27 protein-coding genes are annotated in these 26680 nt (G+C 38.7%); 24 read left to right on the top strand and 3 right to left on the bottom strand.

Going from position 1 to position 26680, the window contains the following annotated elements; translation table 11 throughout:
• The first annotated feature begins 34 nt into the window (after nucleotides 1–34).
• The 4 genes from JFV29_RS18100 (at nucleotide 35) to JFV29_RS18085 (ending at nucleotide 3240) form a co-directional block, all read left to right on the top strand.
• The gene (locus JFV29_RS18100) at nucleotides 35–802 is read left to right on the top strand and encodes a menaquinol-cytochrome c reductase cytochrome b/c subunit (protein ID WP_053346765.1); all 768 of its coding nucleotides are present in this window, start codon (nucleotides 35–37) and stop codon (nucleotides 800–802) included.
• Nucleotides 803–983: 181 nt separating this feature from the next.
• Entirely contained in the window at nucleotides 984–1580 is a 597-nt protein-coding gene (locus tag JFV29_RS18095; RefSeq protein ID WP_201185629.1) for a DUF1405 domain-containing protein, read from the top strand.
• Between the two features lie 116 nt (nucleotides 1581–1696).
• Complete coding sequence (gene ypjB / locus JFV29_RS18090) at nucleotides 1697–2482, top strand: sporulation protein YpjB (protein WP_053346763.1); 786 nt, start codon at nucleotides 1697–1699, stop codon at nucleotides 2480–2482.
• Nucleotides 2483–2565: 83 nt separating this feature from the next.
• Nucleotides 2566–3240 (top strand): zinc metallopeptidase, encoded by a 675-nt coding sequence (locus JFV29_RS18085; protein WP_053346762.1) that lies wholly within the window; start codon nucleotides 2566–2568, stop codon nucleotides 3238–3240.
• 140 nt (nucleotides 3241–3380) lie between these two features.
• Here JFV29_RS18085 and JFV29_RS18080 read toward each other — a convergent pair whose 3' ends face one another.
• Nucleotides 3381–4253, bottom strand: a complete 873-nt coding sequence (locus JFV29_RS18080) for a YitT family protein (RefSeq protein WP_053346761.1) — start codon at nucleotides 4251–4253, stop codon at nucleotides 3381–3383.
• Between the two features lie 168 nt (nucleotides 4254–4421).
• On the opposite strand from JFV29_RS18080, the gene JFV29_RS18075 reads away from it, so the two are divergent.
• From JFV29_RS18075 to JFV29_RS17990, 18 genes are all read left to right on the top strand, one after another.
• Complete coding sequence (locus JFV29_RS18075; RefSeq protein ID WP_053346760.1) at nucleotides 4422–4781, top strand: nucleotide pyrophosphohydrolase; 360 nt, start codon at nucleotides 4422–4424, stop codon at nucleotides 4779–4781.
• Nucleotides 4774–5574, top strand: a complete 801-nt coding sequence (dapB, locus tag JFV29_RS18070) for a 4-hydroxy-tetrahydrodipicolinate reductase (RefSeq protein ID WP_057217451.1) — start codon at nucleotides 4774–4776, stop codon at nucleotides 5572–5574. Before JFV29_RS18075 ends, dapB begins: the two co-directional genes overlap by 8 nt.
• A 17-nt stretch (nucleotides 5575–5591) precedes the next feature.
• Entirely contained in the window at nucleotides 5592–6017 is a 426-nt protein-coding gene (locus JFV29_RS18065) for a methylglyoxal synthase (RefSeq protein WP_053346758.1), read from the top strand.
• On the top strand, nucleotides 6001–6714 hold the full coding sequence (bshB1, locus tag JFV29_RS18060) for a bacillithiol biosynthesis deacetylase BshB1 (protein ID WP_201185628.1): 714 nt from the start codon (nucleotides 6001–6003) through the stop codon (nucleotides 6712–6714). The genes JFV29_RS18065 and bshB1 overlap by 17 nt, the downstream gene beginning before the upstream one ends.
• A 4-nt stretch (nucleotides 6715–6718) precedes the next feature.
• A complete protein-coding gene (gene bshA / locus JFV29_RS18055; protein ID WP_201185626.1) occupies nucleotides 6719–7858 on the top strand; it encodes an N-acetyl-alpha-D-glucosaminyl L-malate synthase BshA in 1140 nt (379 codons plus the stop codon).
• 13 nt (nucleotides 7859–7871) lie between these two features.
• Nucleotides 7872–9065 (top strand): CCA tRNA nucleotidyltransferase, encoded by a 1194-nt coding sequence (locus JFV29_RS18050; protein WP_201185625.1) that lies wholly within the window; start codon nucleotides 7872–7874, stop codon nucleotides 9063–9065.
• Nucleotides 9050–10030, top strand: a complete 981-nt coding sequence (locus JFV29_RS18045; RefSeq protein WP_201185624.1) for a biotin--[acetyl-CoA-carboxylase] ligase — start codon at nucleotides 9050–9052, stop codon at nucleotides 10028–10030. Before JFV29_RS18050 ends, JFV29_RS18045 begins: the two co-directional genes overlap by 16 nt.
• A gap of 350 nt (nucleotides 10031–10380) precedes the next feature.
• Nucleotides 10381–11217 carry a 3-methyl-2-oxobutanoate hydroxymethyltransferase gene (gene panB / locus JFV29_RS18040; RefSeq protein ID WP_201185623.1) on the top strand — a complete coding sequence of 279 codons (837 nt, stop codon included), beginning with the start codon at nucleotides 10381–10383 and terminating at the stop codon, nucleotides 11215–11217.
• Complete coding sequence (gene panC / locus JFV29_RS18035; protein ID WP_201185622.1) at nucleotides 11214–12062, top strand: pantoate--beta-alanine ligase; 849 nt, start codon at nucleotides 11214–11216, stop codon at nucleotides 12060–12062. Before panB ends, panC begins: the two co-directional genes overlap by 4 nt.
• Before the next feature lie 24 nt (nucleotides 12063–12086).
• Nucleotides 12087–12470 carry an aspartate 1-decarboxylase gene (gene panD / locus JFV29_RS18030; protein ID WP_053346751.1) on the top strand — a complete coding sequence of 128 codons (384 nt, stop codon included), beginning with the start codon at nucleotides 12087–12089 and terminating at the stop codon, nucleotides 12468–12470.
• Between the two features lie 229 nt (nucleotides 12471–12699).
• Nucleotides 12700–15480: an ATP-dependent DNA helicase DinG gene (gene dinG, locus JFV29_RS18025; RefSeq protein ID WP_201185621.1), complete on the top strand. Its 2781-nt coding sequence runs from the start codon at nucleotides 12700–12702 to the stop codon at nucleotides 15478–15480.
• A 158-nt stretch (nucleotides 15481–15638) separates the two neighbouring features.
• A complete protein-coding gene (locus JFV29_RS18020; RefSeq protein WP_082527552.1) occupies nucleotides 15639–15809 on the top strand; it encodes a YpmA family protein in 171 nt (56 codons plus the stop codon).
• Between the two features lie 18 nt (nucleotides 15810–15827).
• A complete protein-coding gene (locus JFV29_RS18015) occupies nucleotides 15828–16304 on the top strand; it encodes a cell wall elongation regulator TseB-like domain-containing protein (RefSeq protein ID WP_056525010.1) in 477 nt (158 codons plus the stop codon).
• A 19-nt stretch (nucleotides 16305–16323) separates the two neighbouring features.
• A complete protein-coding gene (locus JFV29_RS18010; RefSeq protein ID WP_056525007.1) occupies nucleotides 16324–17508 on the top strand; it encodes a pyridoxal phosphate-dependent aminotransferase in 1185 nt (394 codons plus the stop codon).
• 717 nt (nucleotides 17509–18225) lie between these two features.
• Nucleotides 18226–19518 carry an asparagine--tRNA ligase gene (asnS, locus tag JFV29_RS18005; protein WP_201185620.1) on the top strand — a complete coding sequence of 431 codons (1293 nt, stop codon included), beginning with the start codon at nucleotides 18226–18228 and terminating at the stop codon, nucleotides 19516–19518.
• 115 nt (nucleotides 19519–19633) lie between these two features.
• Entirely contained in the window at nucleotides 19634–20329 is a 696-nt protein-coding gene (locus JFV29_RS18000) for a DnaD domain-containing protein (protein ID WP_201185619.1), read from the top strand.
• 22 nt (nucleotides 20330–20351) lie between these two features.
• Nucleotides 20352–21008, top strand: coding sequence for an endonuclease III (gene nth / locus JFV29_RS17995; RefSeq protein WP_053346745.1), 657 nt, complete (start codon nucleotides 20352–20354; stop codon nucleotides 21006–21008).
• Nucleotides 21005–21523: a YpoC family protein gene (locus JFV29_RS17990; RefSeq protein ID WP_201185617.1), complete on the top strand. Its 519-nt coding sequence runs from the start codon at nucleotides 21005–21007 to the stop codon at nucleotides 21521–21523. Before nth ends, JFV29_RS17990 begins: the two co-directional genes overlap by 4 nt.
• 50 nt (nucleotides 21524–21573) lie before the next feature.
• Here JFV29_RS17990 and JFV29_RS17985 read toward each other — a convergent pair whose 3' ends face one another.
• Nucleotides 21574–24291: a PBP1A family penicillin-binding protein gene (locus JFV29_RS17985; RefSeq protein ID WP_201185616.1), complete on the bottom strand. Its 2718-nt coding sequence runs from the start codon at nucleotides 24289–24291 to the stop codon at nucleotides 21574–21576.
• Between the two features lie 28 nt (nucleotides 24292–24319).
• Nucleotides 24320–24931 carry a Holliday junction resolvase RecU gene (gene recU / locus JFV29_RS17980; RefSeq protein ID WP_082527551.1) on the bottom strand — a complete coding sequence of 204 codons (612 nt, stop codon included), beginning with the start codon at nucleotides 24929–24931 and terminating at the stop codon, nucleotides 24320–24322.
• 145 nt (nucleotides 24932–25076) lie between these two features.
• Here recU and JFV29_RS17975 point away from each other — a divergent pair, with 145 nt between their 5' ends.
• Nucleotides 25077–26054, top strand: a complete 978-nt coding sequence (locus tag JFV29_RS17975) for a DUF2515 family protein (RefSeq protein ID WP_201185613.1) — start codon at nucleotides 25077–25079, stop codon at nucleotides 26052–26054.
• Nucleotides 26055–26388: 334 nt separating this feature from the next.
• Nucleotides 26389–26664 carry a hypothetical protein gene (locus JFV29_RS17970; RefSeq protein WP_053346742.1) on the top strand — a complete coding sequence of 92 codons (276 nt, stop codon included), beginning with the start codon at nucleotides 26389–26391 and terminating at the stop codon, nucleotides 26662–26664.
• Nucleotides 26665–26680: the final 16 nt, after the last annotated feature.

Genomic DNA, 26680 nt, shown 5'->3' with positions numbered 1-26680 from the left:
ATAAAAACCTTTTCATAAAGGAGGGGATTGTTCAATGCATCGTGGGAAAGGTATGAAATTCGTAGGTGACTCGCGTATCTCCGCGAACCGTAAACCGAATATTCCGAAAGATTATTCAGAATATCCTGGGAAAACTGAAGCATTTTGGCCTAATTTCCTTTTAAAAGAATGGATGGTCGGAGCTGTATTTCTTGTTGGCTATTTGTGCCTAACAATTGCACATCCGTCTCCATTAGAAAGAATAGCAGATCCGACAGATACAGCGTATATTCCGCTACCTGACTGGTATTTCCTATTCCTTTACCAATTACTTAAGTATACTTATGCATCGGGTCCGTATAATGCAATCGGGGCTCTCGTTATACCTGGACTAGCATTCGGAGCATTGCTCTTGGCACCATTTTTAGACCGTGGTCCAGAGCGTAGTCCAGCAAAACGTCCATTTGCTGTAGGTTTTATGTTATTAGCAATGGCTGGTGTATTTTATCTGACATGGGAGTCTGCAGCCCATCACGACTGGGAAGCTTCTAAGAAGCAAGGTGCAATCGTAGAAGGTGCAGACATTGATAAAGACAGCGAAGGTTATAAACTTATGGATGCTAGTGGTTGTATTAGTTGCCACGGAGCTGAGTTAACAGGTGGTGCAGGTGCACCGAGCTTGATTGACACTGGTTTAAAGCCAGAAGAAATCTCTAAAATCGCTCGCAAAGGCCAAGGTGCTATGCCAGCTGGTATGTTCAAAGGTTCTGATGAAGAATTGGCAACATTAGCTGAATTTGTTTCGGGTTTAACAGCAAAATAAAGTATCTATCGACAGCATTTTCTTTCATATGCTGCCGAATGGAAAAGCTGACGACTACGGTTGTCGGCTTTTTTATTGGAAAATTGAAAAGAATCTGATAAGAAATTGAAATGAAAACTTGGATTTAAAGATCAGGAACTGTAAAATGGTTGTATTGAGAATAGTAAGAGAGGTAAAAAGAATGAATATTATCTACAGCTGGCTTGCAAATCGGCAAATGCTCTTTTTGCTATTAATGGTTAATATATTCGGAACTTTATTTGGATATTATTGGTATAGTAGTCAATTAGCAAACACACCGACTATTTTTTTAGCTTTTGTACCAGACAGCCCGACTGCTAGCCTATTTTTTGTATTTGTATTACTGGGGTTTCTTTTGAAAAGAAACTTTGGCCTTATGGAGGCATTGGCGATTATAACCCTATTCAAATATGGTTTATGGGCAGTTGTGATGAATATACTGACATTAATGACAACAGGTTCATTGCCTTGGGAAGGTTATATGTTAATGGCTTCTCATTTGGGTATGGCGATTCAAGGGATTTTATATTCACCATTTTATCGAATAAAACCTTGGCATTTGATTGTAGCAGGGATTTGGACCATACATAATGATATTATTGATTACGTTTTTGAAATGATGCCTATTTATCGTGATTTATTGGTCTATATGAATTCAATAGGCTATTTTACCTTTTGGCTAAGTATTCTTTCTATCTTTGTTGGATGGTACTTTGGTTTTAGAAAAAAGCGATTTACTCTTTCAATGATCAACTAATAGTTAGCCCCGCATTCATTTTTTGAGTGCGGGGTTAACTTTTTATGATGAACAAGGTCTACTCATGTTTTTTGTTTCATATCGTTTTAGTAGAGATATGAGGAGGGACGAGTAGCATGTTGAAAAAATTCATATTAACCATTGCTGTTTTATTTGTCGTCTTACATTTCCCTGTCTATGCAGAATCCTCTTCAAGTTTGGAGCAATTAGATAACATTTCCGATAGAGCGTTGGAAATGACAAAGTTGAAGCGATACGGAGATTCGGAAAAGATGCTTACGTTTTTTTCTGACCAGTTTATAAAAGAGACAGCGAAAGAACAAATTCTTGACATGGACGAACTTCGAATTATTACTGTAGCTCATAATGAAGCATTGATGACAATAAAGGATTTGAATAAGGGAGATTCTGAGAAGGTTAATTCAGTTACAAAATTTAGGCTTGTTGTGGATGCTGTGAAGTCAACGCATCAGCCTCTTTGGACCGAGATGGAGGATCAAATGATGAATTCCTTCAGGCAAACAAAGGATGCCGCGATCCATCAAGACACAATAACATTTAATAATCAATTGAACTTATTCCTTTCACAATACGAAATGATATATCCAAGCTTGAAAGTCGACCTTTCTAAAGAAAAGATTCAGCAACTGGATACTAGGATTCAATACATTAATCAATACCGTCCTGAAGTAATTAGAGATAGTGATAGCCAAAAAGAGCTGGATGCATTGCAAAATGAATTAACGTCTATTTTTAATGATATGGGAGAAGACGATGCAGATCCTTCCCTTTGGTGGGTTATCATAACTACTGGCAGTATTATAATAATGACTCTTTCTTACGTCGGCTGGAGAAAATATAATGGAGATCGAGAAAAACCTAGAAAAGAGCATAACGATTGAAGGTAAGTGAAGAGAACTCTATATTTGACATGGTAGCATTCATTCCATAGAATTGAGAGTAATAATAGTTTTAGGAGGATACCATGTATTTCATTTATTTGGCGATTATCATTTTAATCCCGATTTATGCACAAATGAAAGTGAAAAGTACGTATAAAAAATATTCAAAAGTATCTGCTTCTTCGGGTATGAATGGTGCTGAAACGGCGAGAGCCATTTTGGATCAAAATGGTTTATATAATGTCAGGGTCGAAGAAACACCTGGAATGCTCTCAGATCATTACGACCCAAGAGATAAAACGGTCCGTTTATCGACGGATAACTATCATGGGCATTCTGTTGCCGGTGTAGCAGTTGCAGCCCATGAAGTGGGACATGCGATTCAAGATAAAGAAGCTTATGCGTTCTTACGTTTTCGCCATGCGTTAGTACCGGTCGCTAACTTTGGTTCCAATATATCTTGGATTTTAATTTTAATCGGGGTGTTAGCCAGAATCCCAGGCTTATTAATAGCGGGTATCGTATTTATGGCAGCTGCAGTATTATTTCAAGTAATCACGCTGCCGGTGGAGTTTAATGCTTCCTCTCGGGCAATGGATCAACTCGTTTCTGTAGGAGTTATCCGTAATGATGAAGAACGAGAAACGAAAAAAGTATTAAGTGCAGCTGCGATGACGTATGTTGCTGCCGCTCTTGTAGCCGTGCTTGAACTAGTTCGACTTCTGCTTATGTATACAGGTATGAGAGAAGAAGATTAAATAAAAAGAACTCCATCACATGATGGAGTTCTTTTTATTCGTTTACGATATATTCCGGGTTTAGTTAATACTACTTATAAAACTTCACTATTCGGGGAATCATGTAAAATGATGTATTTGTAATGGTTTCACAGTGGATACTACCGTTCGATTGGATTCTTATTCTCATCTAGGGTAAAGCCTTCACCTAATACGTCATGCACTTCACTTACAGATACAAAAGCATGAGGGTCCACTGAAGTGATGGCATTTTTCAAGCGAACGAGCTCATTTTTACCGACAACACAATATAGAACTTCTCGATCAGTTCTTGTATATGATCCATACCCCCTTAAGACTGTTACTCCCCGCTCCATATCTTTCATGATTTTATCAGCAATTTCCTCATTTTTCTCGCTGATAATCATTGCTCCTCTAGCCGCATAGGCTCCTTCCTGCATAAAGTCGATAACCCGCGCACCGATGAATACCGCCACTAGGGTATACATCGCTTCCCTGTAATCCAAGTAGGTGAGAATGGATAGGCCAATAACAACGGCATCAAAAATAAACATGGTCCGGCCCATGCCCATTCCTAAATATCGATGGGCAAATCGGGCAATAATATCAACGCCGCCAGTTGTCCCGCCATAACGGAAGATGATACCTAGCCCAACACCAACAAAGACCCCGGCAAACAATGCCACCAGCATCAAATCATTCCCGAGATTTATTTCGATTTGATATCTTTCGAATACCCATAGCCAAACGGATAAACCAACTGTTCCAATGATTGTATAAAAAAAAGAAGTCCGCCCTAAATATTTCCACCCTATTAAGAATAAGGGGATATTTAAAACCAAATTAGAATAAGAAGGATTTATCCCAATAAGTTGATATATAATCAAGGTGAGACCAGTGAAACCGCCTTCTGCCAAGTTATTTTGCATGTTAAAATGTACGAGGCCAAATGCGAAGATTCCAGCTCCAAAAAGGATAAATATAGTGTTTTTCAATTTTAAGCCGAAAAGCATGTCTTTTACCTCCAAAACGTTTGAATGCGGTTAATTTACTTATTATAACTAATTAACCAACTATGGGCAATTGTTGTTACCGAACGTATCTGTTGTCATATGATTCACTTTTAGCTAACATAAAGAAGGTATAATGTTTATTAACGAAAATCAAGAATGGGTGACTAAATGGAAAAGCAAAAGACGATCCAACAAATGCAAGCAGAAGTCGACCAATACATAGGACAATTCAAAGAAGGATATTTCAGCCCTTTGGCTATGCTAGCACGCTTGTCAGAGGAGCTTGGTGAACTGGCTAGAGAAGTCAATCATTACCATGGTGAAAAACCTAAGAAATCAACTGAAAATGAGAATACGGTTGAAGAGGAATTGGGTGACATGCTATTTGTGCTAATTTGTTTTGCTAATTCACTTGGTATTGACCTTCAAAGCTCGCACGATACGGTCATGCATAAGTTTGCAACACGTGATAAAGACAGATGGACAAAAAAAGAAGAGAATGTAGAGGGGGAAGTAAAGGATGAGTAAAGTAAGGGTGATTGTAGCTGGACCTCGTGGCAGAATGGGTAATGAAGCGGTGAAGTTAGTACATAGAACAGAAGGGTTTGAATTAGCAGCTGTTATAGACCGTAAATATAACGGGGAAAGCCTCTCAAATATTGATGGTTTTCAAGGAATTGAAGCACCTGTTTTTTCCGATATTAACGAATGCTTCTCGGCTGTAAATGCAGACGTATTGATTGATTTAACTACACCTGAAGTAGGAATGTATCATACAGAAACAGCACTGAATCATGGTATCCGTCCTGTTGTAGGAACAACAGGATTTACAAAAGAAGATTTAGCAAAGCTGGATTCGTTAACTAGGGAAAAAGGTATTGGATGTATTATCGCTCCAAACTTTGCAATTGGGGCTATTTTGATGATGAAGTTCTCACAAATGGCTGCAAAGTACTTCCCGAATGTAGAAATCATTGAAATGCATCATGATCAAAAATTGGATGCCCCTTCAGGTACAGCTGCTAAAACGGCAGATATGATAGCTGCAGTACGTGAGACAAAACAACAGGGTCATCCGAATGAGAAAGAAACCATTCAAGGTGCTCGAGGAGCAAATATAGATGGCATGCATATCCATAGTGTTCGTCTACCGGGGCTTGTTGCTCATCAACAGGTACTTTTCGGGAGTGATGGAGAGCTATTGACGGTTCGCCATGATTCATTCAATCGCGCGTCCTTTATGACAGGAGTTAAACTTGCTGTTGATTCAGTCATGAAATTGGATGTACTTGTATATGGACTAGAAAATATTATCGAGTAGGTATTAGGAGGAATACGATGAAAATTGCCTTAATTGCCCATGATAAGAAAAAAGAAGATATCATTCAATTTGTAACAGCCTATAAAGCTGTATTTCAACAACATGAATTATTCGCTACTGGTACAACGGGGAAACGAATTATGGAAGAAGTATCATTGCCTGTCCATCGTTTCCATTCGGGACCTCTAGGCGGAGACCAGGAAATCGGGGCAATGATTGCCCGTGGTGAAATGGATATGGTCCTGTTTTTCCGAGATCCATTAACATCGCAGCCACATGAACCGGATGTATCAGCACTAATAAGGCTCTCCGATGTATATGAAATTCCATTGGCCACAAATATGGGAACGGCAGAAGTACTTATTCAGGGTTTGAAACATGGATATATGGACTGGCTTAAACTACGAAAAAAACAAGGTGAGATAAATGACAAACAAAAGTAATATAGATATCCTCGCTTTCGGGGCACATGCGGATGATGTTGAAATTGGTATGGGTGGTACGATTGCTAAATATGCGCAACAGGGTAAGGACATCGTCATTTGTGACTTGACAAAAGCGGAAATGTCGTCCAACGGTACCGTTCTATTACGGCAAAAGGAAGCAGCTAAGGCAGCGGAAATCCTAGGGGTGGAGAGAATATCCCTAGATTTACCCGACCGTGGTTTATATATGAAAGAAGAATACATAAATCAAATTATAACGGTTATTCGCAAATATAAACCTACACTTGTATTTGCCCCTTTTTGGGAAGACCGTCATCCTGACCATGGGAATTGTGCAAAATTAGTTGAAGAAGCAGTTTTTTCAGCAGGGGTTAGAAAGTATTTGGATGAAGATGGTCTTGAAGCTCATCGTGTCCAAAATATGTACTATTTTATGATAAATGGTTTTCACAAACCTGACTTTGTCGTTGACATTACCTCTTCTATATCGGAAAAATTGGACAGTCTTAGAGCATATGGAAGTCAATTCGAAAAAAGTAATACAACGGTGGAGACACCGCTTGTGAACGGATATATCGAGACAGTAGAAGCAAGGGAAAAGATGTTCGGCAAAGAAGTGGGTGTCGCTTATGCGGAAGGATTTATGTCAAAAAAACCGTTGCTGATCGAAGCCGATTTGTTAGGGGAAAAATAATCTTATGAAATTAAAAATTGGAATTACCTGCTACCCTACAGTAGGAGGTTCGGGTGTCGTTGCAACTGAATTGGGCAAAATGCTTGCTGAAAAAGGACATGAAATTCATTTCATTTCTTCAAGCCTCCCTTTCCGCCTAAATAAGATGTACCATAATATTTATTATCACCAAGTGGAAGTCAACTCTTACTCTGTTTTTCAATATCCACCTTATGACCTTGCGCTTGCGAGTAAGATAGCGGAAGTAGTGAAGAGGGAAAAACTTGATATTCTCCATGTTCATTATGCCATTCCACATGCGGTTTGTGCGATTCTTGCAAAGCAGATGTCAGGAAATAAAGTTAAAATCGTCACGACTCTTCATGGTACAGACATTACTGTGCTAGGCCATGACCCTTCACTATCCAATTTAATAAAATTTGGGATTGAACAATCAGATGTTGTTACAGGTGTATCTAATTCGCTCGTGCAACAAACACATGAGTTAATCTCTCCGGAAAAGGAAATCAAAACCGTTTATAATTTTATTGATGAAAGGGATTATCATAAAACCAATTCAGAATATTTACGGGACGAATACGGTATCCAAGATGAAGAAAAAGTCATCATTCATGTATCAAATTTTCGTTCAGTCAAGCGGGTTAAAGATGTTATCCAAGCGTTCTTTTTAGCTCAAAAGAAAATACCTGCTAAGCTTCTTCTCGTAGGAGACGGCCCGGAAGTAACAACGGTATTAAAGTTGGCTAAAGATCTTGAAATCGAAGAAAAGGTTTTGTTCCTGGGGAAGCAGGACAACCTTGCCGAATTATATTCAATTAGTGATTTAATTTTACTGCTATCCGAAAAAGAAAGTTTTGGACTTGTACTTCTTGAGGCAATGGCATGTGGTGTTCCATGTATAGGAACGAATGTAGGAGGGATTCCAGAGGTTATTGTTGACGGAAAGACCGGCTATATTTGTGAATTGGGCGACGTCGAAATGGTAGCTGAAAAGGCTGTCGGACTTTTAAGCAACCCTATTTTACATAAACGTTTTTCTGAGGCTGCTCTAGAAAGGGCCAATACTGAATTTCACTCAGATACCATTATGTCAGAGTATGAAGCAATCTATGTTCAAGCGCTCGAAACTAATTCTATTGAATAAGGAGGGGATGCTGATGGATCAGTTATTCTTAAAATCAGTGCCCATTCTTGAATTGATTGAAAAAGCAGGATTCGAAGCCTATTTTGTGGGTGGTTCTGTAAGAGATTATATACTTGGCAGGCCCATCAATGATGTGGATATCGCTAGTTCTGCTACACCTCAGGAAATTAAAGGAATCTTTCCTAAAACAGCAGATATCGGAATCGAACATGGAACGGTGCTTGTAATTGCGGAGTCTGGTACGTACGAAATTACGACATTTAGAACGGAAAGCGGGTATACGGACTTTCGCAGACCTGATTCCGTGCAATTTGTCCGTTCTTTGACCGAAGACTTACAGAGAAGAGACTTTACGATGAATGCGATTGCTATGGATAAGTCTGGGAATATGATTGATCCATTTAACGGAAAGCGTGATTTGTTACAAAAAAGAATTATCACGGTTGGCAATCCTCATGAAAGATTTCATGAGGATGCTTTGAGAATGATGCGTGCATTAAGGTTTGTCAGCCAGCTTGATTTCGAACTGGATCAGCAAACTTTTGATTCACTTCAAGAGAATGGACCAATCATTAGCGAAATTGCAATCGAAAGAATTCTCATTGAATTTGAAAAACTTTTAGCTGGAGCCTACAAGACAAGGGCTCTTTCGCTCTTACTAGAGAGCGGGTTATACCAATACTTGCCCCAATTTTCTAATCAAAAAGAAAATTTGGAGCAGTTATTAAATCTGCCGCTTCATCACTTAAAGGCGGCAGAATTATGGTCTGTTATCATGATTTATACGAATGCCAAGGATATTGAAGTGGCGTTAAGAGAGTGGAAACTGCCGCTAAAAACAATTAGAAGTGTCCAACGTATTATTCAGTTAGCAAAGAAAGAACCACCGTTTGAAAATTCTGCTCTCGAAATATTTCAGGCAGGTCAGATTGAAGCCGTCCAAGCTGCTAAAGTCCGAGCTGTCTTAAAAGGACGAAATGTTAAGGATGCAGAGAAGGTTATTCATCAACGATTTAATGAATTAATAATTAAACAAATGTCTGATCTTGCGGTAACGGGTACGGACTTACTGAAATGGCGTCAAGAAAGACCGGGTCCATGGGTGAAAGAAAACTTGGAATTGATTTTGAAAGCTGTTTTGAATGCAGAATTAAGAAATGAAAAAGATGAAATTAAGAGGTGGCTGGAGAAATGCAATCTGATTTAAGAACAAAGCTGATGGAAGCCCTTTCAAAGGCGAATGGTGCATTTATATCCGGTCAAGAAATTGCTGAATATATAGGCTGTTCGCGCACGGCTGTCTGGAAGCATATAGAAGACCTGCGCAGTGAAGGTTATAATGTTGAAGCTGTCCGCAAAAAAGGCTACCGGATTATTTCAACACCGGAAAAAGTGTCAGAAAGTGAAATACAGCTTGGCTTGGAAACAAAAAAACTCGGGAAAATGATTCACTATCAGGAATCTGTAGAATCAACTCAAAAAATTGCCCATCAACTTGCAAATGAAGGAGTTCAGGAGGGGACTCTTGTTGTTGCCGAGGAACAAGTATCTGGAAAAGGAAGACTCATGAGATCTTGGCATTCTCCAAAATTCAGTGGCATCTGGATGAGTCTAATCTTAAGGCCAAAGATTCCACTTCATGAGGCTCCTCAGTTGACTTTACTGGCCGCGGTTGCCGTGGTTCAGGCAATAGAGGATATAACGGATTTACAACCTCAAATCAAATGGCCGAACGATATTTTGATAAATCGAAAGAAAGTAACTGGCATTCTGACAGAAATGCAGGCAGAATCGGACAGAATTCATTCTGTCATTATCGGAATTGGTATGAATATCAATCAACAAATTGAAGATTTCCCAGAAGATCTGCAGGAGAAAGCGTCTTCTCTTTTCATAGAAAGCGGAGAAACGGTTTCAAGGTCAAAGGTTATACAACGTGTGTTGGTTCGTTTAGAAAATTTGTATGATCTATATTTACAAGAAGGCTTTATGCCAATAAAGGGTCTATGGGAGAGTTATGCCATCAGCCTGGGACAGGTTATTAAAGCGAGTACGGTTAATGATACAATTGCCGGAAAAGCATTGGGAATAACAGATGCTGGTGTTCTGCTCCTTGAAGACAAAAAGGGAACCGTACATTCGATTTATTCAGCAGACATTGAAATTCAGTAGATTTTTGTCAAATCTGTGAAAAATAAATAGAATTTTTGATTTTGGCTTGATATAATGCAAGTGGGCAGTATCTCATGTGAACTGCACCCCCATAAATACCAAATTATTTGAAAATCTGCCTTGATCCAGCGTACTGGACTAGGACGGAGGGATGAAACTTCTGATGTTATCAAAGAGATTGACTAAAAGGACAAGTGCTGTTTTGTTGACAATATGAGGCGTTTTTTGCCACTTATTGTAACGTAACAGATACTCTATTTAGTCAGTCTTTTTTTTGCGTATGAATGTATAGACACCAGTTTTTAAAACGCTGATGTTTTCATCTCCTCCATCAAAAAGGAGGAAACGTAATGAAATTATCCGGAGATTTTTTGAAAATGAAACAAAATCACGAGAAAATTGTCATGCTTACGGCATATGATTATCCGTCAGCAAAGTTAGCCGAACAATCAGGTGTCGACATGATTTTAGTTGGCGATTCTTTAGGAATGGTTGTATTAGGTTATGACTCTACCATCCCTGTTACGGTTAATGACATGATTCATCATACAAAAGCAGTAAAACGTGGGGCCCCCGATACGTTTGTCGTGACAGACATGCCCTTCATGAGCTATCACCTTTCTTTAGATGAAACACTTAAAAATGCGGCCCGCATCATGCAGGAAGGCCATGCGGATGCTGTGAAGGTTGAAGGGGCAGATGACGTTGTCGAAAAAATCTCCGCATTAACAAAGGCTGGTATTCCCATAATAGCTCATCTTGGCCTGACTCCGCAATCAGTCGGTGTGCTTGGTGGGTATAAAGTACAGGGAAAAGATGCCGAAGCAGCTGCACAGCTCGTTGAAGATGCGAAAAAATGTGAAGCGGCAGGAGCCATAGCGATAGTATTTGAATGTGTACCATATCAAGTAGGAGAACTCGTCACACAAAACCTAGCAATTCCAACCATTGGAATTGGGGCAGGTGCTGAAACAGATGGTCAAGTCCTTGTTTATCACGATGTCATCAGTTATGGTGTTGATCGTGTTGCAAAATTTGTTAAAGTGTACGGAAATGCGAACGAACTAATAAGCAATTCGATTACAAGTTATGTGAATGACGTGAAAACTAAAGATTTTCCAACGAAAGAGCATACATTTACGATGAAGGAAGAGCAGCTTTCAGCTCTTTACGGGGGGGAAAAATGAAAACTTTTACTTCTGCAGCTGAATTACAACAAATAATCATTAAGGAAAAAAGCAATCAAAAAAGTGTCGGCTATGTAGCGACAATGGGCTTCTTACATGAGGGGCATGCCACCCTTTTAGAAAACGCTCGTAAAGAAAATGATATCGTTGTTTTAAGTATTTTTGTCAATCCGTTGCAGTTCGGACCAAATGAGGACTTTGAAACATACCCTCGTGATTTGGAACGTGATGAAAATGTCGCAGCCAATGCAGGCGTAGATTATCTTTTCTACCCAACTGTCAATGAAATGTACGGTGAAGAACCATCAGTCAAGGTTGTCGTCCAAAGCAGGACGGAATGTTTATGTGGTAGACAAAGACCAGGCCATTTCGATGGTGTAGCGACGGTCCTAACGAAATTCTTTAATATCATTCTTCCAGATAGAGCTTACTTCGGTAAGAAGGATGCACAGCAAGTCGCAGTAATAGATGGTTTGATTCAAGACTTTAATTTTCCAATTAAACTCGTAGCTGTCGATACCGTTCGTGAAGAAGATGGATTAGCAAAGAGCTCTCGAAATGTATATCTGCTAGATGATGAACGCATAGAAGCAAAAGAATTATACCAAAGTTTATTAAAGGCGATAGAAGCGATTAATACAGGGGAAAGAAATCCTAATACAATTACGGCGCTAGTAAGGGAACATGTAGAAGCCCATACAAATGGGAAAATAGATTATATTGAGGTTTATCAATATCCAGAGCTCAAGCCGATTGAAACATTATCAGGAAATATCATTATTGCAATGGCCGTGAAGTTTAAGCATGCAAGGCTAATTGATAATATTACATTAACAGTAGAATAAACCTACAGCTTAGGGGGAGTTTACATGTTTCGAACAATGATGAATGGAAAAATCCATCGCGCAAGGGTTACTGAAGCCAATTTGAATTATGTTGGCAGTATTACAATTGATGAAGACATAATTGACGCGGTAGGCATTCTGCCTAATGAAAAAGTAGCCATCGTCAATAATAATAATGGTGCACGTCTTGAAACGTATGTGATTGCAGGTGAACGGGGCAGCGGTGTTGTTTGTTTGAACGGAGCAGCAGCAAGACTAGTTCAGCCTGATGATATTGTGATTATTATTTCTTATGTGATGGTCGCTGAAGATAAGCTGAGTGATCATCAGCCTAAAGTTGCGATTATGAATGAAAATAACCAAATTGTTGAACTGATTTCAAACGAACCTGCAGCTACTATCATGTAAGCGGAAGGCCGGCTCTTATGCACATGTATCATGCATATGTTGAGCCGGCCCTTTTCATTTGCTTAGAATTGTATTACCAGGATAGGGGTAGGGATTGAAGTGGATTCAAAGGTAATTAAACTTTTATTCGATAAACTGCGTGTTTCCTTTATTACGATTATTATGGTATAAAAAAGATAAGAGAATTCCATCAGGAAGTGGAGAAAGTGAAGTTTGAGGTGTACAATTCATGACACAACGATATGTAGTGGTCGATTTGGAAACAACAGGAAATTCTCCGAAAAAGGGAGACCGGATTATTCAATTTGCCGGCGTAGTCATCGAAAATGATCAAATTGTAGATGAATACTCAACGTTCATCCACCCTGGACAAGAAATTTCCTTGTTTATTGAAGAATTGACCGGAATAAGCAACGAGACGGTAAAGGATGCACCTGACTTTGAAGATGTCGCAGAAAATATTGCCAGGCTTATAGAAGGGGCTTGTTTTGTTGCCCATAATGTTTTATTTGACTTATCTTTTTTACAGGAAGAATTAGTACGCTGTGGATTGGAGCCTTTTTATGGTTCCACACTTGATACGGTAGAGTTAGCGAAAATTTTGAAACCGACATCCGATGGATATAAGCTACATCAGCTGGCCAAAGAAGAAAATCTAGATCATTCTCGGCCTCATCAAGCGGATAGCGATGCATATGCTACCGCTTTATTATTATTGGAATTGAAAAAAAAGCTCATGAATCTGCCAGTGATGACGCTAAAACAGTTATACCGCTTATCTTTTTCCTTACAAAGTGAAATTTCCGAATTGATAGATGCTTGTATTGCAAGCAAACTTACAAAAGCTGAAGTTCATTCACCTGAACTTATTACATTTAGAGGCCTTGCATTTAAAAAAGTCGACGAAGAAACTGATTATAAAGACAGAGAAGCAGAATTTCCGCAAGATGATGAGAAGAAAATGGCCATGCTACAAAATGCTTTTCCTGCTTTTGAAGCGAGAAACGGACAGCTGGAAATGATGAATATGATTCATCATTCCTTCGAATCCAGTCAAGACGCAATCATTGAAGCTGGGACTGGGATTGGGAAATCCTTAGGCTATCTTCTTCCTGCTGTTTATTTTGCGAGGAAACATCAAAAGCCCGTAGTCGTTTCGACGTATACGCTTCAGTTACAGGATCAACTTCTTCAAAACGAAGTTCCTAAGCTGAAAAAAATCCTTCCTTATTCTTTTCAAGCTGTATTGCTAAAGGGAAGAAGTAATTATTTGAGTTTGGCAAAGTTTGAACGGGCATTACGTGAAAAGGAAGATAATTACGAAACAGCATTAACAAAAATGCAAATATTAGTTTGGCTAACGGAAACGGAAACAGGAGATAAAGATGAATTAAATCTCACAAGTGGTGGACAACTTTTTTGGAATAGACTTCAAAGTGACGGGCTTACATATGTCGGTTTAAAACAACCATGGCTTGAATTGGACTTTTTTGAAAGAGCAAAAAGAACAGCGGGCAAAGCAGATATCATCATTACTAATCATTCCTTTTTAATGACTGACCTTCTTACAGAAGATGCCCTCATTCCAAAAAAAGGGTATTTAATTCTTGATGAGGCTCACCATTTGGAACAAGCTGCTTCTAAACAGCTTGGACGAAGACTTAATTATATTTCCGTGAAGACGGTGCTGAACAGACTAGGGACCACAGATCAAAAGCAATTATTATACAAACTTGAAAAATTGCTCTCAAACAACGGCTTGACGGAAGGTAAGTCTACGCATGACCTAGATCGAAAGCTTAATGACTTTGCCTATGAATTTGAACAACTTTTTTATTACATCTCCAACCAAGCCCAAAAACTATCTCATTCTGTGAGTCCGAAACGCCTCTCATTTAAGATAGATGACCATCGATGGAGTAAAGCGATTCTGGTTGCTGAACGGTTAGTAGACTTGCTAGGATCGATCATCATGGAACTGGAGAAAAGGTTGAGTCTTTTATTAAATAATGAGGCCACGTTAGGGAAAAATGCTTTATTTTATTTAAATGATATAGAAGTGCTTCTTGGACATTTGCAGGATACAAGGGATTCCTTACATGAATTTTTTATCAATCCACAAGAAGAAAATATTTATTGGCTTGATTATACAAATACAGCACCACAACATGGCGTGACATTGACTGTTCAGCCAATTGCAGGAAGTAAATGGTTGTGGGATTCCTATTTTGGACGCCAGAAAAGTGTGATCATGACATCGGCAACCCTCGTTGTGAAGGATTCATTTCAGTACTTTAAAGCGCAGCTTGGTTTAGATTCTGAACCAATACAGACCGCAAGATTTCCTTCGCCTTTTCGTTATAAGGAACTTGTGAAGGTCGTAGTTCCGAACGATATTCCGGATATTAATTGCTTATCAGTGGAGGAGTTCTCGGAAACAGCGGCAAACCATATTATTGCCGCTGCACAGGCAGCTAAAGGGAGAATGATGGTTTTGTTCACATCGCATGAGATGCTGCGAGCAACCTATTTTTCCATCAAAGACTCAGGGGTCCTAGATGAGTATACCTTGTTTGCACAGGGGATTTCTGGTGGAAGCCGAATGAGGTTACTCAGAAATTTTCAAAACTTCGAGAAAGCCGTCCTATTTGGAACAACTAGCCTATGGGAAGGTGTTGATATTCCAGGAGAGGATTTATCCTGCCTAATCATTGTCAGGCTGCCGTTTTCACCACCGGATGAGCCGGTCACAGCTGCAAAATGCCAACTTCTCGAAAAGCAAGGCAGAAACGCCTTCTCTGCGTATTCTTTACCTGAAGCCTTGCTAAGGTTCCGCCAAGGATTCGGGAGGCTGATACGTACTCCTGAAGACAGAGGAGTCCTAGTTGTTCTGGACCGCCGCATTATCACCGCCAAATACGGTCTTGAATTTCAAAAGTCCATACCGGCCGTTGACTGGCATCAGGGCTCAATTAATGAGATGGTGGATATGATAGAAGAGTGGATTTAAAGAATCTTTAGATTATTCATAAATCCAATTGAATTTTTATGAAATAATAAAGAAAAATAACCTTCGAGCTGTTATAATGTGAAAGGTAGTAAAGCCTTCTAATCCTATTCATACCAGTGATTGTTGACAATTTTTAGTTAAAATGGAGGGGCGTTTTCATGGAAAGTAAAATTGAAGTAATCTCGACAGTCAGGTTGCAAAATTCTCCTGATTTGTATAAGATTGTAGATTCTTTGAACCGGACGTTGAAAAAGGACGACTTAATGTTCGGACTTGCATTAGATTCAGAAAATCAAGAAAAAGCGATATTTACAATTTATCGTACATAGAAAGAGGGAAAAGCGGCTTTGAAAAAATGGTTGATTATTGCTTCTATCCTAGTCCTTTGTTTTATCGGATTTGTCGGCGGGGCATATATTAAAGCGTTGCAGCCTAAAAAAGAAGCTGGTAATGAGGCTTTTGAAAAGGCGAAGAAAGAGGGCGGCCTTGAAACCATGGAAGAGTTCTACCTTTATAATGGGCAGGATTCGTATTCTGTCATCATTGGTAAGGGAGAAAATGGGACTAAAAAAATAGTCTGGCTTCCTGAGGACGAGAAGAAAGAAATTGTAGTGGAAAACTATAAAGATGGTAAGTCAAAAAAAGAGATTTTAAGCATTGTTAATGAAAAGCTAAATCCTCAAAAAATCATTTCAGTAAAGCTTGGTATGGAAAAAAACGTTCCACTTTGGGAAGTAACATATCTTGATGAATCTGAGCGCTTTAATTATGATTATTATGATTTCAAAACAGGGGAATGGCTAAAGTATTATCGAAGCATTTAGAATGGGGGATTAATTTATTATGAAATTAGCTAACCGGGTTCAAGCATTAACGCCATCATCAACATTGGCAATCACAGCAAAAGCAAAAGAACTAAAAGCTCAAGGTCTTGATATAATTGGTTTGGGGGCCGGTGAACCAGACTATAACACTCCTAAACATATTATTGATGCAGCCGTTCAATCGATGAATGAAGGGCAAACTAAATATACGCCATCAGCAGGTCTTCCAAAGTTAAAAGCGGCTATTGCTGCCAAATTAAAGCGTGATCAAGGTTTAGATTACAAGCCTTCTGAAATTATTGTTGGTTCAGGTGCTAAGCACGCTCTTTATACATTGTTTCAAGCAATTCTGGATGAAGAAGATGAAGTTATTGTTCCAATACCATATTGGGTAAGTTATCCAGAACAAATTAAACTTGCTGACGGAAAACCAGTATATGTTGTAGGCACTGAAGAAAATCAATATAAAATTACAAAAGAACAGTTAGAACAAGCAATTACTGAGAAAACGAAAGCAGTTATCATTAACTCTCCAAGCAATCCAACTGGTATGCTTTATTCTAGGGAAGAGTTAGCGGCTATCGGAGAAGTATGTTTAGCACATGACATCTTAATCGTTTCCGATGAAATTTACGAGAAATTGGTTTATGGAAATGCATCACATACATCGATTGCGGAGATTTCTCCTGAATTGAAAAAGCAAACAATCATCATTAATGGTGTTTCTAAATCACATTCAATGACAGGCTGGAGAATTGGTTATGCAGTAGGTGATGAGGCCATCATCAAAGCTATGACAAACCTTTCTAGCCACAGCACATCCAATCCTACGACAACAGCTCAGTACGGTGCAATTGCCGCTTATGAAGGTTCACAGGATCCTGTGGAAGAAATGCGCCAAGCATTTGAAGGTCGATTGAATACAATTTATGATAAATTAGTGGAAATTCCAGGAGTTAGCTGCATTAAACCGCAAGGAGCATTTTACTTGTTCCCGAATGTTAAACGTGCGGTTGAATTAACTGGCTACAGCAATGTGGATGATTTTACTACTGCATTGTTAGAAGAAGCTCAGGTAGCAGTAATTCCAGGTTCAGGTTTTGGTGCTCCGGACAACATCAGACTATCTTACGCGACTTCATTGGAACTGCTTGAAGCAGCGGTTGAAAGAATCCATTCATTTGTTAAGTCAAAAATGGCTTAAATATTTTAAAACCTGCAGTTATTCCGCGTAAAAGTGGGTGTCAGCAGGTTTTTTTGTTTAATAAATATTTTAGTGGTACAGGATGTACTTTGGTTCCCTTTATAAAAGGATGTGACCAATTGTTTTAGATAAATTGTGTGAAGTAGATTCAGATATTGATAAAAAAATAATAAAAGTTATGTGTAATCGGCTCCTTCAAGATTATCTTTCAGAAGTTCAATTAACTAAAGAATTACAAAAGAATATGTATTTAAAGTCATGTTGATAGTTGCCAGGACTTTATCACGATAAGTAGTGATTAAAATAATGGCCAATTTTGCTGTTAGGTGTTATAAAAGATAATACTATAAACCTAGAGCTAGAGATAAAGGTGCGTGAAAGGGTAAAGGATTATTTCTGGAACAAATTTTAAATGGTGGATTTTATATATGTGGACAGTTCAATTGTCACCCCTTTTAAATAGTATGTTTAGTCTATAAATTTTAAAAACAAAAGCTTAAAAATGACTATTGCATTTTGTATCAGCAAATACGTTAGTAAATAAGGAACCTAACAAGTACAAGGGCAATAGTTATCAAAAAAAGTATGAATAAAAAGAATATAAAAGAATTTTGGAACCTCTGATTTATGTGATTTATTTGCTTGTATGGAGGGCTATAGGTATAATAAGTAGAGTAAATTCCTTAGTAAGATAAGCTATTTTTGGAGGGAAATTCCGTGAAAATTACAATAAAAGAAGCTAGTAAATTTGTCAATCAAGAAGTGACCATTGGCGGCTGGCTTGCTAGCAAACGTTCCAGTGGGAAAATTGCTTTTCTTCAAATTCGTGATGGCTCTGGCTTCATACAAGGTGTGGTCGTTAAAGCAGATGTGGGCGAAGAAGTTTTCGCTCGTGCGAAAACGGTTACGCAAGAGACATCTATGTACGTTACAGGTGTCATTCAGAAGGATGAGCGCTCGCCGTTTGGATTTGAATTACAGGTAAAAGATATTGAAGTCATTCATGAATCAGTTGAATATCCGATTACTCCAAAAGCACATGGTCCTGAATTCTTAATGGATAACCGTCATTTATGGCTGCGTTCAAAACGTCAGCATGCTGTTATGAAAATTAGGAATGAAATCATTCGTGCTACCTATGAATTCTTTAATGAAGAAGGATTTGTTAAGGTCGATCCTCCAATTTTAACAGGAAGTGCTCCAGAGGGAACAAGTGAATTATTCGCCACGAAATATTTTGAAGAGGATGCATATCTTTCACAAAGCGGTCAGCTTTATATGGAAGCAGCAGCCATGGCATTAGGAAAAGTATTTTCTTTTGGTCCTACGTTCCGGGCAGAGAAATCCAAAACAAGACGTCATTTAATCGAGTTCTGGATGATTGAACCGGAAATGGCTTTCATTGAATTCAAAGAAAACCTGGAAGTTCAGGAGCAATTTGTCTCATCAATAATTCAGTCTGTATTGAAAAACTGTCAGCTTGAGTTGAATACACTAGGCCGTGACACAGCAAAGCTTGAACAAATTAAGGCTCCTTTCCCACGGATTACATATGATGAGGCAATTAAATTCCTTCATGAACAAGGCTTTGAAGATATCCAATGGGGTGATGATTTTGGAGCGCCACACGAAACAGCAATAGCAGAGAGTTATGAAAAGCCAGTATTTATCACTCATTATCCAACGAAAATTAAACCTTTTTATATGCAGCCAGATCCTAACAGGGAAGAAGTCGTTCTTTGTGCCGATTTGATTGCTCCAGAAGGATATGGTGAAATTATCGGTGGTTCAGAGCGGATTCATGATCAAGAACTGCTTGAACAGAGAATTAAAGAGCATGGCTTGAGTGAAGATGCTTACAAATGGTATATGGAGTTAAGAAAATATGGCTCGGTACCGCATTCGGGCTTCGGTTTGGGCTTAGAACGGACAGTAGCATGGATTAGTGGTGTTGAACACGTCCGTGAAACTATTCCATTCCCACGCCTATTAAATCGATTATATCCTTGATTCCATGATAAAACGGTTATCTTGTCATATTTGGCAGATAACCGTTTTTTGTTAAAATTATAAGCTTATTCGTAAACCCTTATTCATGTTATACTTATTCAGAGGTGTCCATAACATGAATAAAGAACATTTATATGCGTGGTTTAAGGAAGGAACGACAACGATTCCATCCTTTTTGTTGACTAACTATAAGACAATGGGACTAAATGAACAAGAAATGGTCCTATTACTTCAATTGCAAAGTTTTATTGATAAAGATAATCCTTTTCCTGCACCATCCCAACTATCTGAACGAATGACATTACAAGAATCGGAATGTCTATTTTTAATCCAACGTTTGGTTCAAAGAGGGTTTGTTGAAATGTTGGTTGAAAGTAATCAAGAAATCGGCCAGGAAAAATATTCGCTGGCTCCGCTATATGAAAAAATGATGGACTGCTTCTTAAAGTCTTTGAAACAGGCTGAATCCGCTGAGGTACAAAAAGCCGGGGAGAGTCTTTATACGATTTTTGAACAGGAGTTCGGGCGCCCATTATCTCCATTTGAATGTGAGACATTGGCAATGTGGATGGAAGATGATCATCAACCGGAAATTATTAAATCAGCTCTTAAGGAGGCTGTCATTTCTGGTAAATTGAATTTCCGATACATTGACCGGATTTTATTTGAGTGGAAAAAGAATGGAATAAAAACCCTGGAACAAGCAAGGGAGCAAGGACAAAAATTTAGAGTGCATCAAAAAAGGGACCGGAAAATAGAGCCAACACAACCGATGAAAGATGTGCCCTTTTATAACTGGCTCGAGCAGTAATGTGAATTAAAGGAGAAGAAACATGCTTAATAAAGCTCAAATTCGCTATTGTTTGGATACAATGGGTGAGATGTTTCCGGATGCCCATTGTGAGCTGAATCATTCCAATCCATTTGAATTGGTGATTGCTGTTGCCCTGTCAGCTCAATGTACGGATGTATTAGTCAATAAGGTTACTAAGGATCTATTTCAAAAATATAAAACGCCTGAGGATTACATAAGCGTCCCGATAGAGGAGTTAGAAAATGACATTCGCTCAATCGGGTTGTTTCGTAATAAGGCTAAGAATATCCAAAAGTTGTCACGAATGCTGATTGAGGAATATGACAGAGAAGTTCCACGAGATCGTGATGAACTTACTAAATTACCTGGTGTCGGCCGAAAGACGGCCAATGTAGTCGTATCGGTCGCGTATGACGTGCCAGCGATTGCTGTTGATACCCATGTAGAGCGTGTTTCCAAGCGACTGGGATTATGTCGCTGGAAGGACAGTGTGCTCGAAGTTGAGAAAACATTAATGGTCAAGATACCAAAGGAAGAATGGTCTGTTACGCACCACCGGCTGATATTCTTTGGACGCTATCATTGCAAGGCCCAGTCACCGAGATGTGAAACCTGCCCGCTTCTAGAGCTGTGCCGTGAAGGGAAAAAAAGAATGAAAAGGATAGAGGTCAAATGACGCAATTGCTTTCATTAAGAGTGCCTGCTGAATTAAAACATCCTTTGTTTTTTTCTAATGAGGAAATCATCTTGGAAAAAGAAGACTATAATGAGTGGAATTGTTTGATTCAACTCGAGAAGTTCCCGTATGAGTTACTTTTTTATAATAAAGTAGAGTCTTATTTACCTTGGAAAGATGGAGATGGGCATGTCCCGGAACTACTGGAAAAGTGGAAGAAAATCGAAGCTGAATGCGGTCTGCTATTTTCAGAGAGAAAAGCGGGACAGGCTTTGGAACCTATGAAGCAGGGAATTGGTTTATTTTTATCGGCAGTCTATTGGATGCATGGAATGCCAGTTGTAATGAGTGCCTGGCAGGGACAGATAAAGGACTTCACTTATATTCCAGTAAATTTGGTTGAAAGGCTTTCTTTTATCCTTGCAAGACCTGCTTTTTTTCATTCGTATAGGCAGCTCAGTGAAATGTTTAGGGAATTTGAAAAACAATATGTAAAGTCTAAAATTAAAAAATAAGAACGATAAAAAAACGTCTAAGCTTAAAGCTTAGACGTTTTTTTTGTTTGTTAGTCTGCATTTTCTTTATCTGGGTCTGGAGTGGGATCAGGAGTCTCGACTGGTTTTTCTGGTTTATTCTCCTCTACTGTGCCAGGTTCAGTATCTCCTTCATCAACAACGTTTTCGTCGTCTTTGTTGCCACTTCCATCATCTGTATTGCCATTGTTATTGCCGTTTCCATTTTCGTTACCATTACCATTGCCATTGCCATTGTTCTCGGTGTTGCCATTGCCGTTGTCCTCGCCTTGATTGTCTTTGCCTTGATTGTCCTCGCCTTCGGTTGGAGTTTCTTGTTCCAGATTTTCATCTTCGGCTGGTTTTTCAATATCCTCGTCTGGTTTCTCAGGTTCTACCGCTTCTGCAGGAATTTCCACAGAGGTACTAGCAGGATCACTTTGTTGATTATCAACTCTTGCTACAACAGAGAAAGTATATTTACTTCCAGGGGTTGGATTTGGAATCGTCAAGCTAGTATCCTTAGATTTTTTCAGCACACTTTGAGCTCCGCCATCAACGGACACGTTGACTTCGAATTGCGGATCCCCATCACTTTGAGGATATGACCATGATAGCTGAATTTCATTGCTTTCTTGATTATAGGAAGCGTTGATACTAGGTGAGTCCATTTTCTTATATTCTGTCGTTACTTGTGTTGGCTCGTGCCCTTTAACATAATATTCATAAGTGATTTTATCACTTGGCGTATATTCATTGGCTTTAATAGCTGGATTTGAGCCTTTTATGATGCCAACTTTTACTACACTGTCTGGTTGTTCAAAGTCTTTAGTTTCCTTTGAATTTGCCATATATTCCATTAAATTCTTAAATATTGCTTTTGGAATTCTTTGTGATGAATCACCCAGATATTCCATTTGCCCACCTGAAGCATTATCATAACCAGCCCATACTGCGACTGTATAATTGGTTGTATAACCCGCCATCCAGCTATCTTTTACACCGGAAGATGGGATGTTGTTCTTTGCACGCTGTTCAGGCGTGAAATTGGTTGAACCCGTTTTACCGGCTACCGGGAGATTAGGTATATTGGCTAACCTTCCTGTTCCATAAGGTTCTTTCATGACACTTTTCAGCATGTCCGTCACGATAAAAGCAGTTGAATCTTTCATTACAGGTTTCGTTTCCATTTTGTTTTTGATCGTAGTTTTATCACGTAAAACAATTTTTTTCACTGTATGCGGTTTGTTATAGATTCCGCTGTTACCGAATGTGCTGTATGCTCCGGCAAGTTCTAGTGTGGAAACATCTTTGCCACCGCCAATTGCAGCGGATTCGGTGATTTCCTTATCAAAAGGAATGCCCAGGTCTACAGCAAAATCACGTGCCCGGTCCAAGCCGACTGCTTGAAGCGTTTTTAAGGCAGGGATATTTAATGACCTTGCCAGTGCATCACGAGTCGTAACTGTACCATAATGACGCCCTGAAGCATTTTTAAGCGGTGTTCCGTCACTGTAGGTATATTCCTCATCCTTGATTTGATGGTAGGTGGACCAATTTAAATATTCTACTGCAGGACCATAATCCAGAATTGGCTTAATGGTCGAACCAGGTGAACGCTTGGCATCCGTTGCATAATTCCAGCCGCGCTTAACAGTTGTATTCCTACCGCCGCCTACAGCTTTAATTTCACCAGATTGTGTATCAAGCAAGGTAAGGCCGGCTTGAAGGTCCTTACTTGGGTAATTGATGACTTCATCACTATTTAGCATTTTATAAACATATTCTTGGGCGTCTTTATCAATAGTCGTTTGTATTTCTAATCCATCTGTAAAGACGTTATAGTCTCCCATATCCCCGACTTCCTCAATTACTAAGTCGATAAACGCATCATAAGCTGTCGTGTCTATTTGACTCTTATCAACTTCTTGAAGTCCTTCAGCAATATCGATATTTTGAGCATCTTTCATTTCCTTCTCGGATATATAACCATGTTTATTCATTAAATGAAGTACAATATCGCGACGTTCTTTTGCACGTTCGGGATATTTATATGGATCATAACGGCTTGGACTTTGCGGTAATCCAACAAGCATGGCCGCTTCGTTTAATTTCAATTCACTTAAATCTTTTCCATAATATGTTTGAGATGCAGTCAAAATCCCATTTGCACGGTTTGCAAAGAAAATTTTATTAACATACATTTCAAAAATTTCTTCTTTTGTATACTTTCTTTCAAGCTGTATGGATAGCCACATTTCTTGGACTTTCCTTTTAATAGTTTTATCAGGCGTTAAATAAGAACGTTTGATAACTTGTTGGGTTAAAGTACTTGCACCCTCTGAGCCGAATCCGTTTTTGACGTTGGCGATGACGGCACTACCCAGACGTAAGAAATCCACCCCATGGTGTTCATAAAAGCGGGAATCTTCCGTAGCCAGGAAAGCATTTTCGACAAGATCAGGTATATCTTCATAATTGACATAATCCCGGTTCTCTCTGCCAACCTCTGCCAGTAATTTACCATCTTCATCAAGAATTTTTGAAGTAACTGGATCTTTTAAAAGCTTTTCATCAAGTTTGGGAGCATCACTTATAAAGTAAGCTAATGCAGCACCTCCAGTGACTAAGCCGATAATTCCAATTGTAACGAGTATAAGAAAAATGCGCTTGAGCATGCTTGCTGACTTTTTCGGCCCATTTTTTGGTGCCTTTTTCTGAGTCTGCCCCTGCTTTCGGCGTTCTTCTCTAGTATTATATTTTTCAGCCATTACAGCTAACCTGCCTTTCTAAAAAAAACTAAAAATTTTCTGCGATTAGTAAATCTACTACTTTAATATAGTCAATTCTCGGTTGAAAGCCAAGAGTAATCTTTTCTGAACTACTTTCGACCTCTTGGAGAGTAATAGATTTGCGCCCGCCGTCTTTCATTCTTTTCCAATAAAAACCTAGTTGTTCAGAACTCATTAAATATATATCATCCGTAGCAGAAAAACGGATGATTACAAATGCAATTCCGTCATGCTGAACAATGTGTTTCATATGTTCAATTTGATGGTCATGAAAATTCTTAAGAGGGAAGGAACTGCTGTTTTTCGTTTCCTTTGCCTCAAAATCAATGTACTTTCCTTTATAAACACCATTGTAATCGGTAGTCGATGCTTGTTTGAAGTATGCTTCTTTAATAACAGCGGCACTTCTTTTCGGGTAGTGAACATCGACAATTTGAATAGGTGTTGGTTTTTTATGAATGACGGCAATACCGTGTGCTAAATAATACTGATTGGTTTCGTTCAAATCATCTTCTAATGTTTTTCCCCGGTTGCTATAACTGATTTCTTTAAGTGGGCTTTTCTTTTCTTCCATTGCCTGCGGTACAAATCTTCGTCCGTTGGGATAATGAAATGCCACTTTTACCCCTCCTTTTTTTCACTTATCTATATTAGCAAAAAAGAATCTAAAATGTGAATAAAAAGAATTGTTTCTTAGAACGATAGGATTTAAGTACAACACAATTGTCACATTTTATCCTTCTTGAAAGGTTGGGAGCATTAGAATGCGAATTCCAAAGACGGAAATGCAATTACTCTACTCCATAAAAGTTCAAACTGCAAAAGGGAATAGAGATAATATATCAAGAACTAAAGCATATGAACAATTTTTTAATGCTCATCCAGAAATCCAATGGTCCTTTTTGGCAGGTATGGTTTCCCGAAATGCAGGCTGGAATATGTGTGATCTTGAAGGGATTTGGTTTTCTCATTTACTTAGTTCTAAATACAGACTTCAATTATTCCTTACATATGAAGAAGCGAATTGGCGTATTTTCCAGGATGCTTATCCACAATTACTGCTCTATCATTATTCGACGAAGTATGGGCGTCCTTTGTTTCACTTATGTCATTATTTTTTTATTACCAAATTTATGACAAATCAATGGGAATCTTTTTGGAAACATAGAAATCACGAAAAATTAGTCACTGCTCTAATAATAAATGAACAAAATATCATTGAAAAACCGGTTATTAAAAAGCAATCTTTCGTATTTCATTCATTATTATTTTTGCTGCAGGACTGGATGCATTTTAGTACTGTATTATTTCCTACTTGCAATGGGAAATTGTATGGTTCGTCCGTTTCGCATTTTAGAAATATCGATGAAAGAATTAATTTGGGGAAAAAATTGGCTAATCTTTTATTTTCTAAGGAGTTGTTTCCACTATTTCATGAATTTTCCTGCCGCACTGAGCCAACCGGAGCCCGCTTCGATTATGAACAATATCGAAAAAGGCCTAGGTACCACGAGACACCGATGCTGCGGGGAGTTTATCCAATCATCCATCATAAGGTAGAAAAGATTGAACAGTGGGATTCAAATAAAAAAATTAAAAAGGAGTGGTTTATAAAACCTAAATGGGAGGAAGACCCTATGTTGACCGACTGGTATGACCATAAACAAAAACAGCTACACACAGCCGTAATGGTCAAAAATTGGTTTTTTAATAAAATGACAAACAGGGAAGGCGTTGATTAAGCCTTCCCTGTTAATGGTGATGCAAGTGTTACAGCCTTAGGTAGAGGGCCGGTTTTCTCCACTAAGTTTCGGATTTCCCGTTCCTGCCTTGTTGGTGGGCGGCTTTTGTCGTTTTTCGTTTGCTTTCTGTCTGCTTTCATTCGACTGCATAAAATTCACCTCCTGTCTGTATTTTTGTTTAAAACTCCATTCTTCATTCTGCCATTGTTGTCGAAGGTCCCAATAAATTAAGTGAATAGCACTTTCTTTGCCGATTCCCTTCTAGTTTTGTCAACGTTGAAGGGCTTTCTAATAAAAAAAAGAATAGTACAGGTAATGAATGGGAGGGGTCAGCATGGTCAATAATAGTGTCGCAACAGAGGAAATACTAAGGATGATAGCTGAGATCAGTACCAGTCTGGACTGTTTGGAAAATTCATATGGAGAAACTGTTAATACAGTAAGGTGTAAACTATGGGCAGAGCAGTATACATTAGTAAATGAAGCCCAGGAGGCCATTGAGAAAGCAGAAGATTATTGGATTAATACTGAAAAAGAAAACCATTCCTATTCCATTACACTAGATAAATCCAAAAGGACGCACAAGATTTTAGCTGAAGTGCAGTTTTAAGCCAACAGGATTTCAT

The sequence above is a fragment of the Peribacillus sp. TH16 genome (assembly GCF_016651095.1).
GTDB lineage: Bacteria > Bacillota > Bacilli > Bacillales > DSM-1321 > Peribacillus > Peribacillus butanolivorans.
This window is presented reverse-complemented; position numbering and strand designations above follow the sequence as displayed.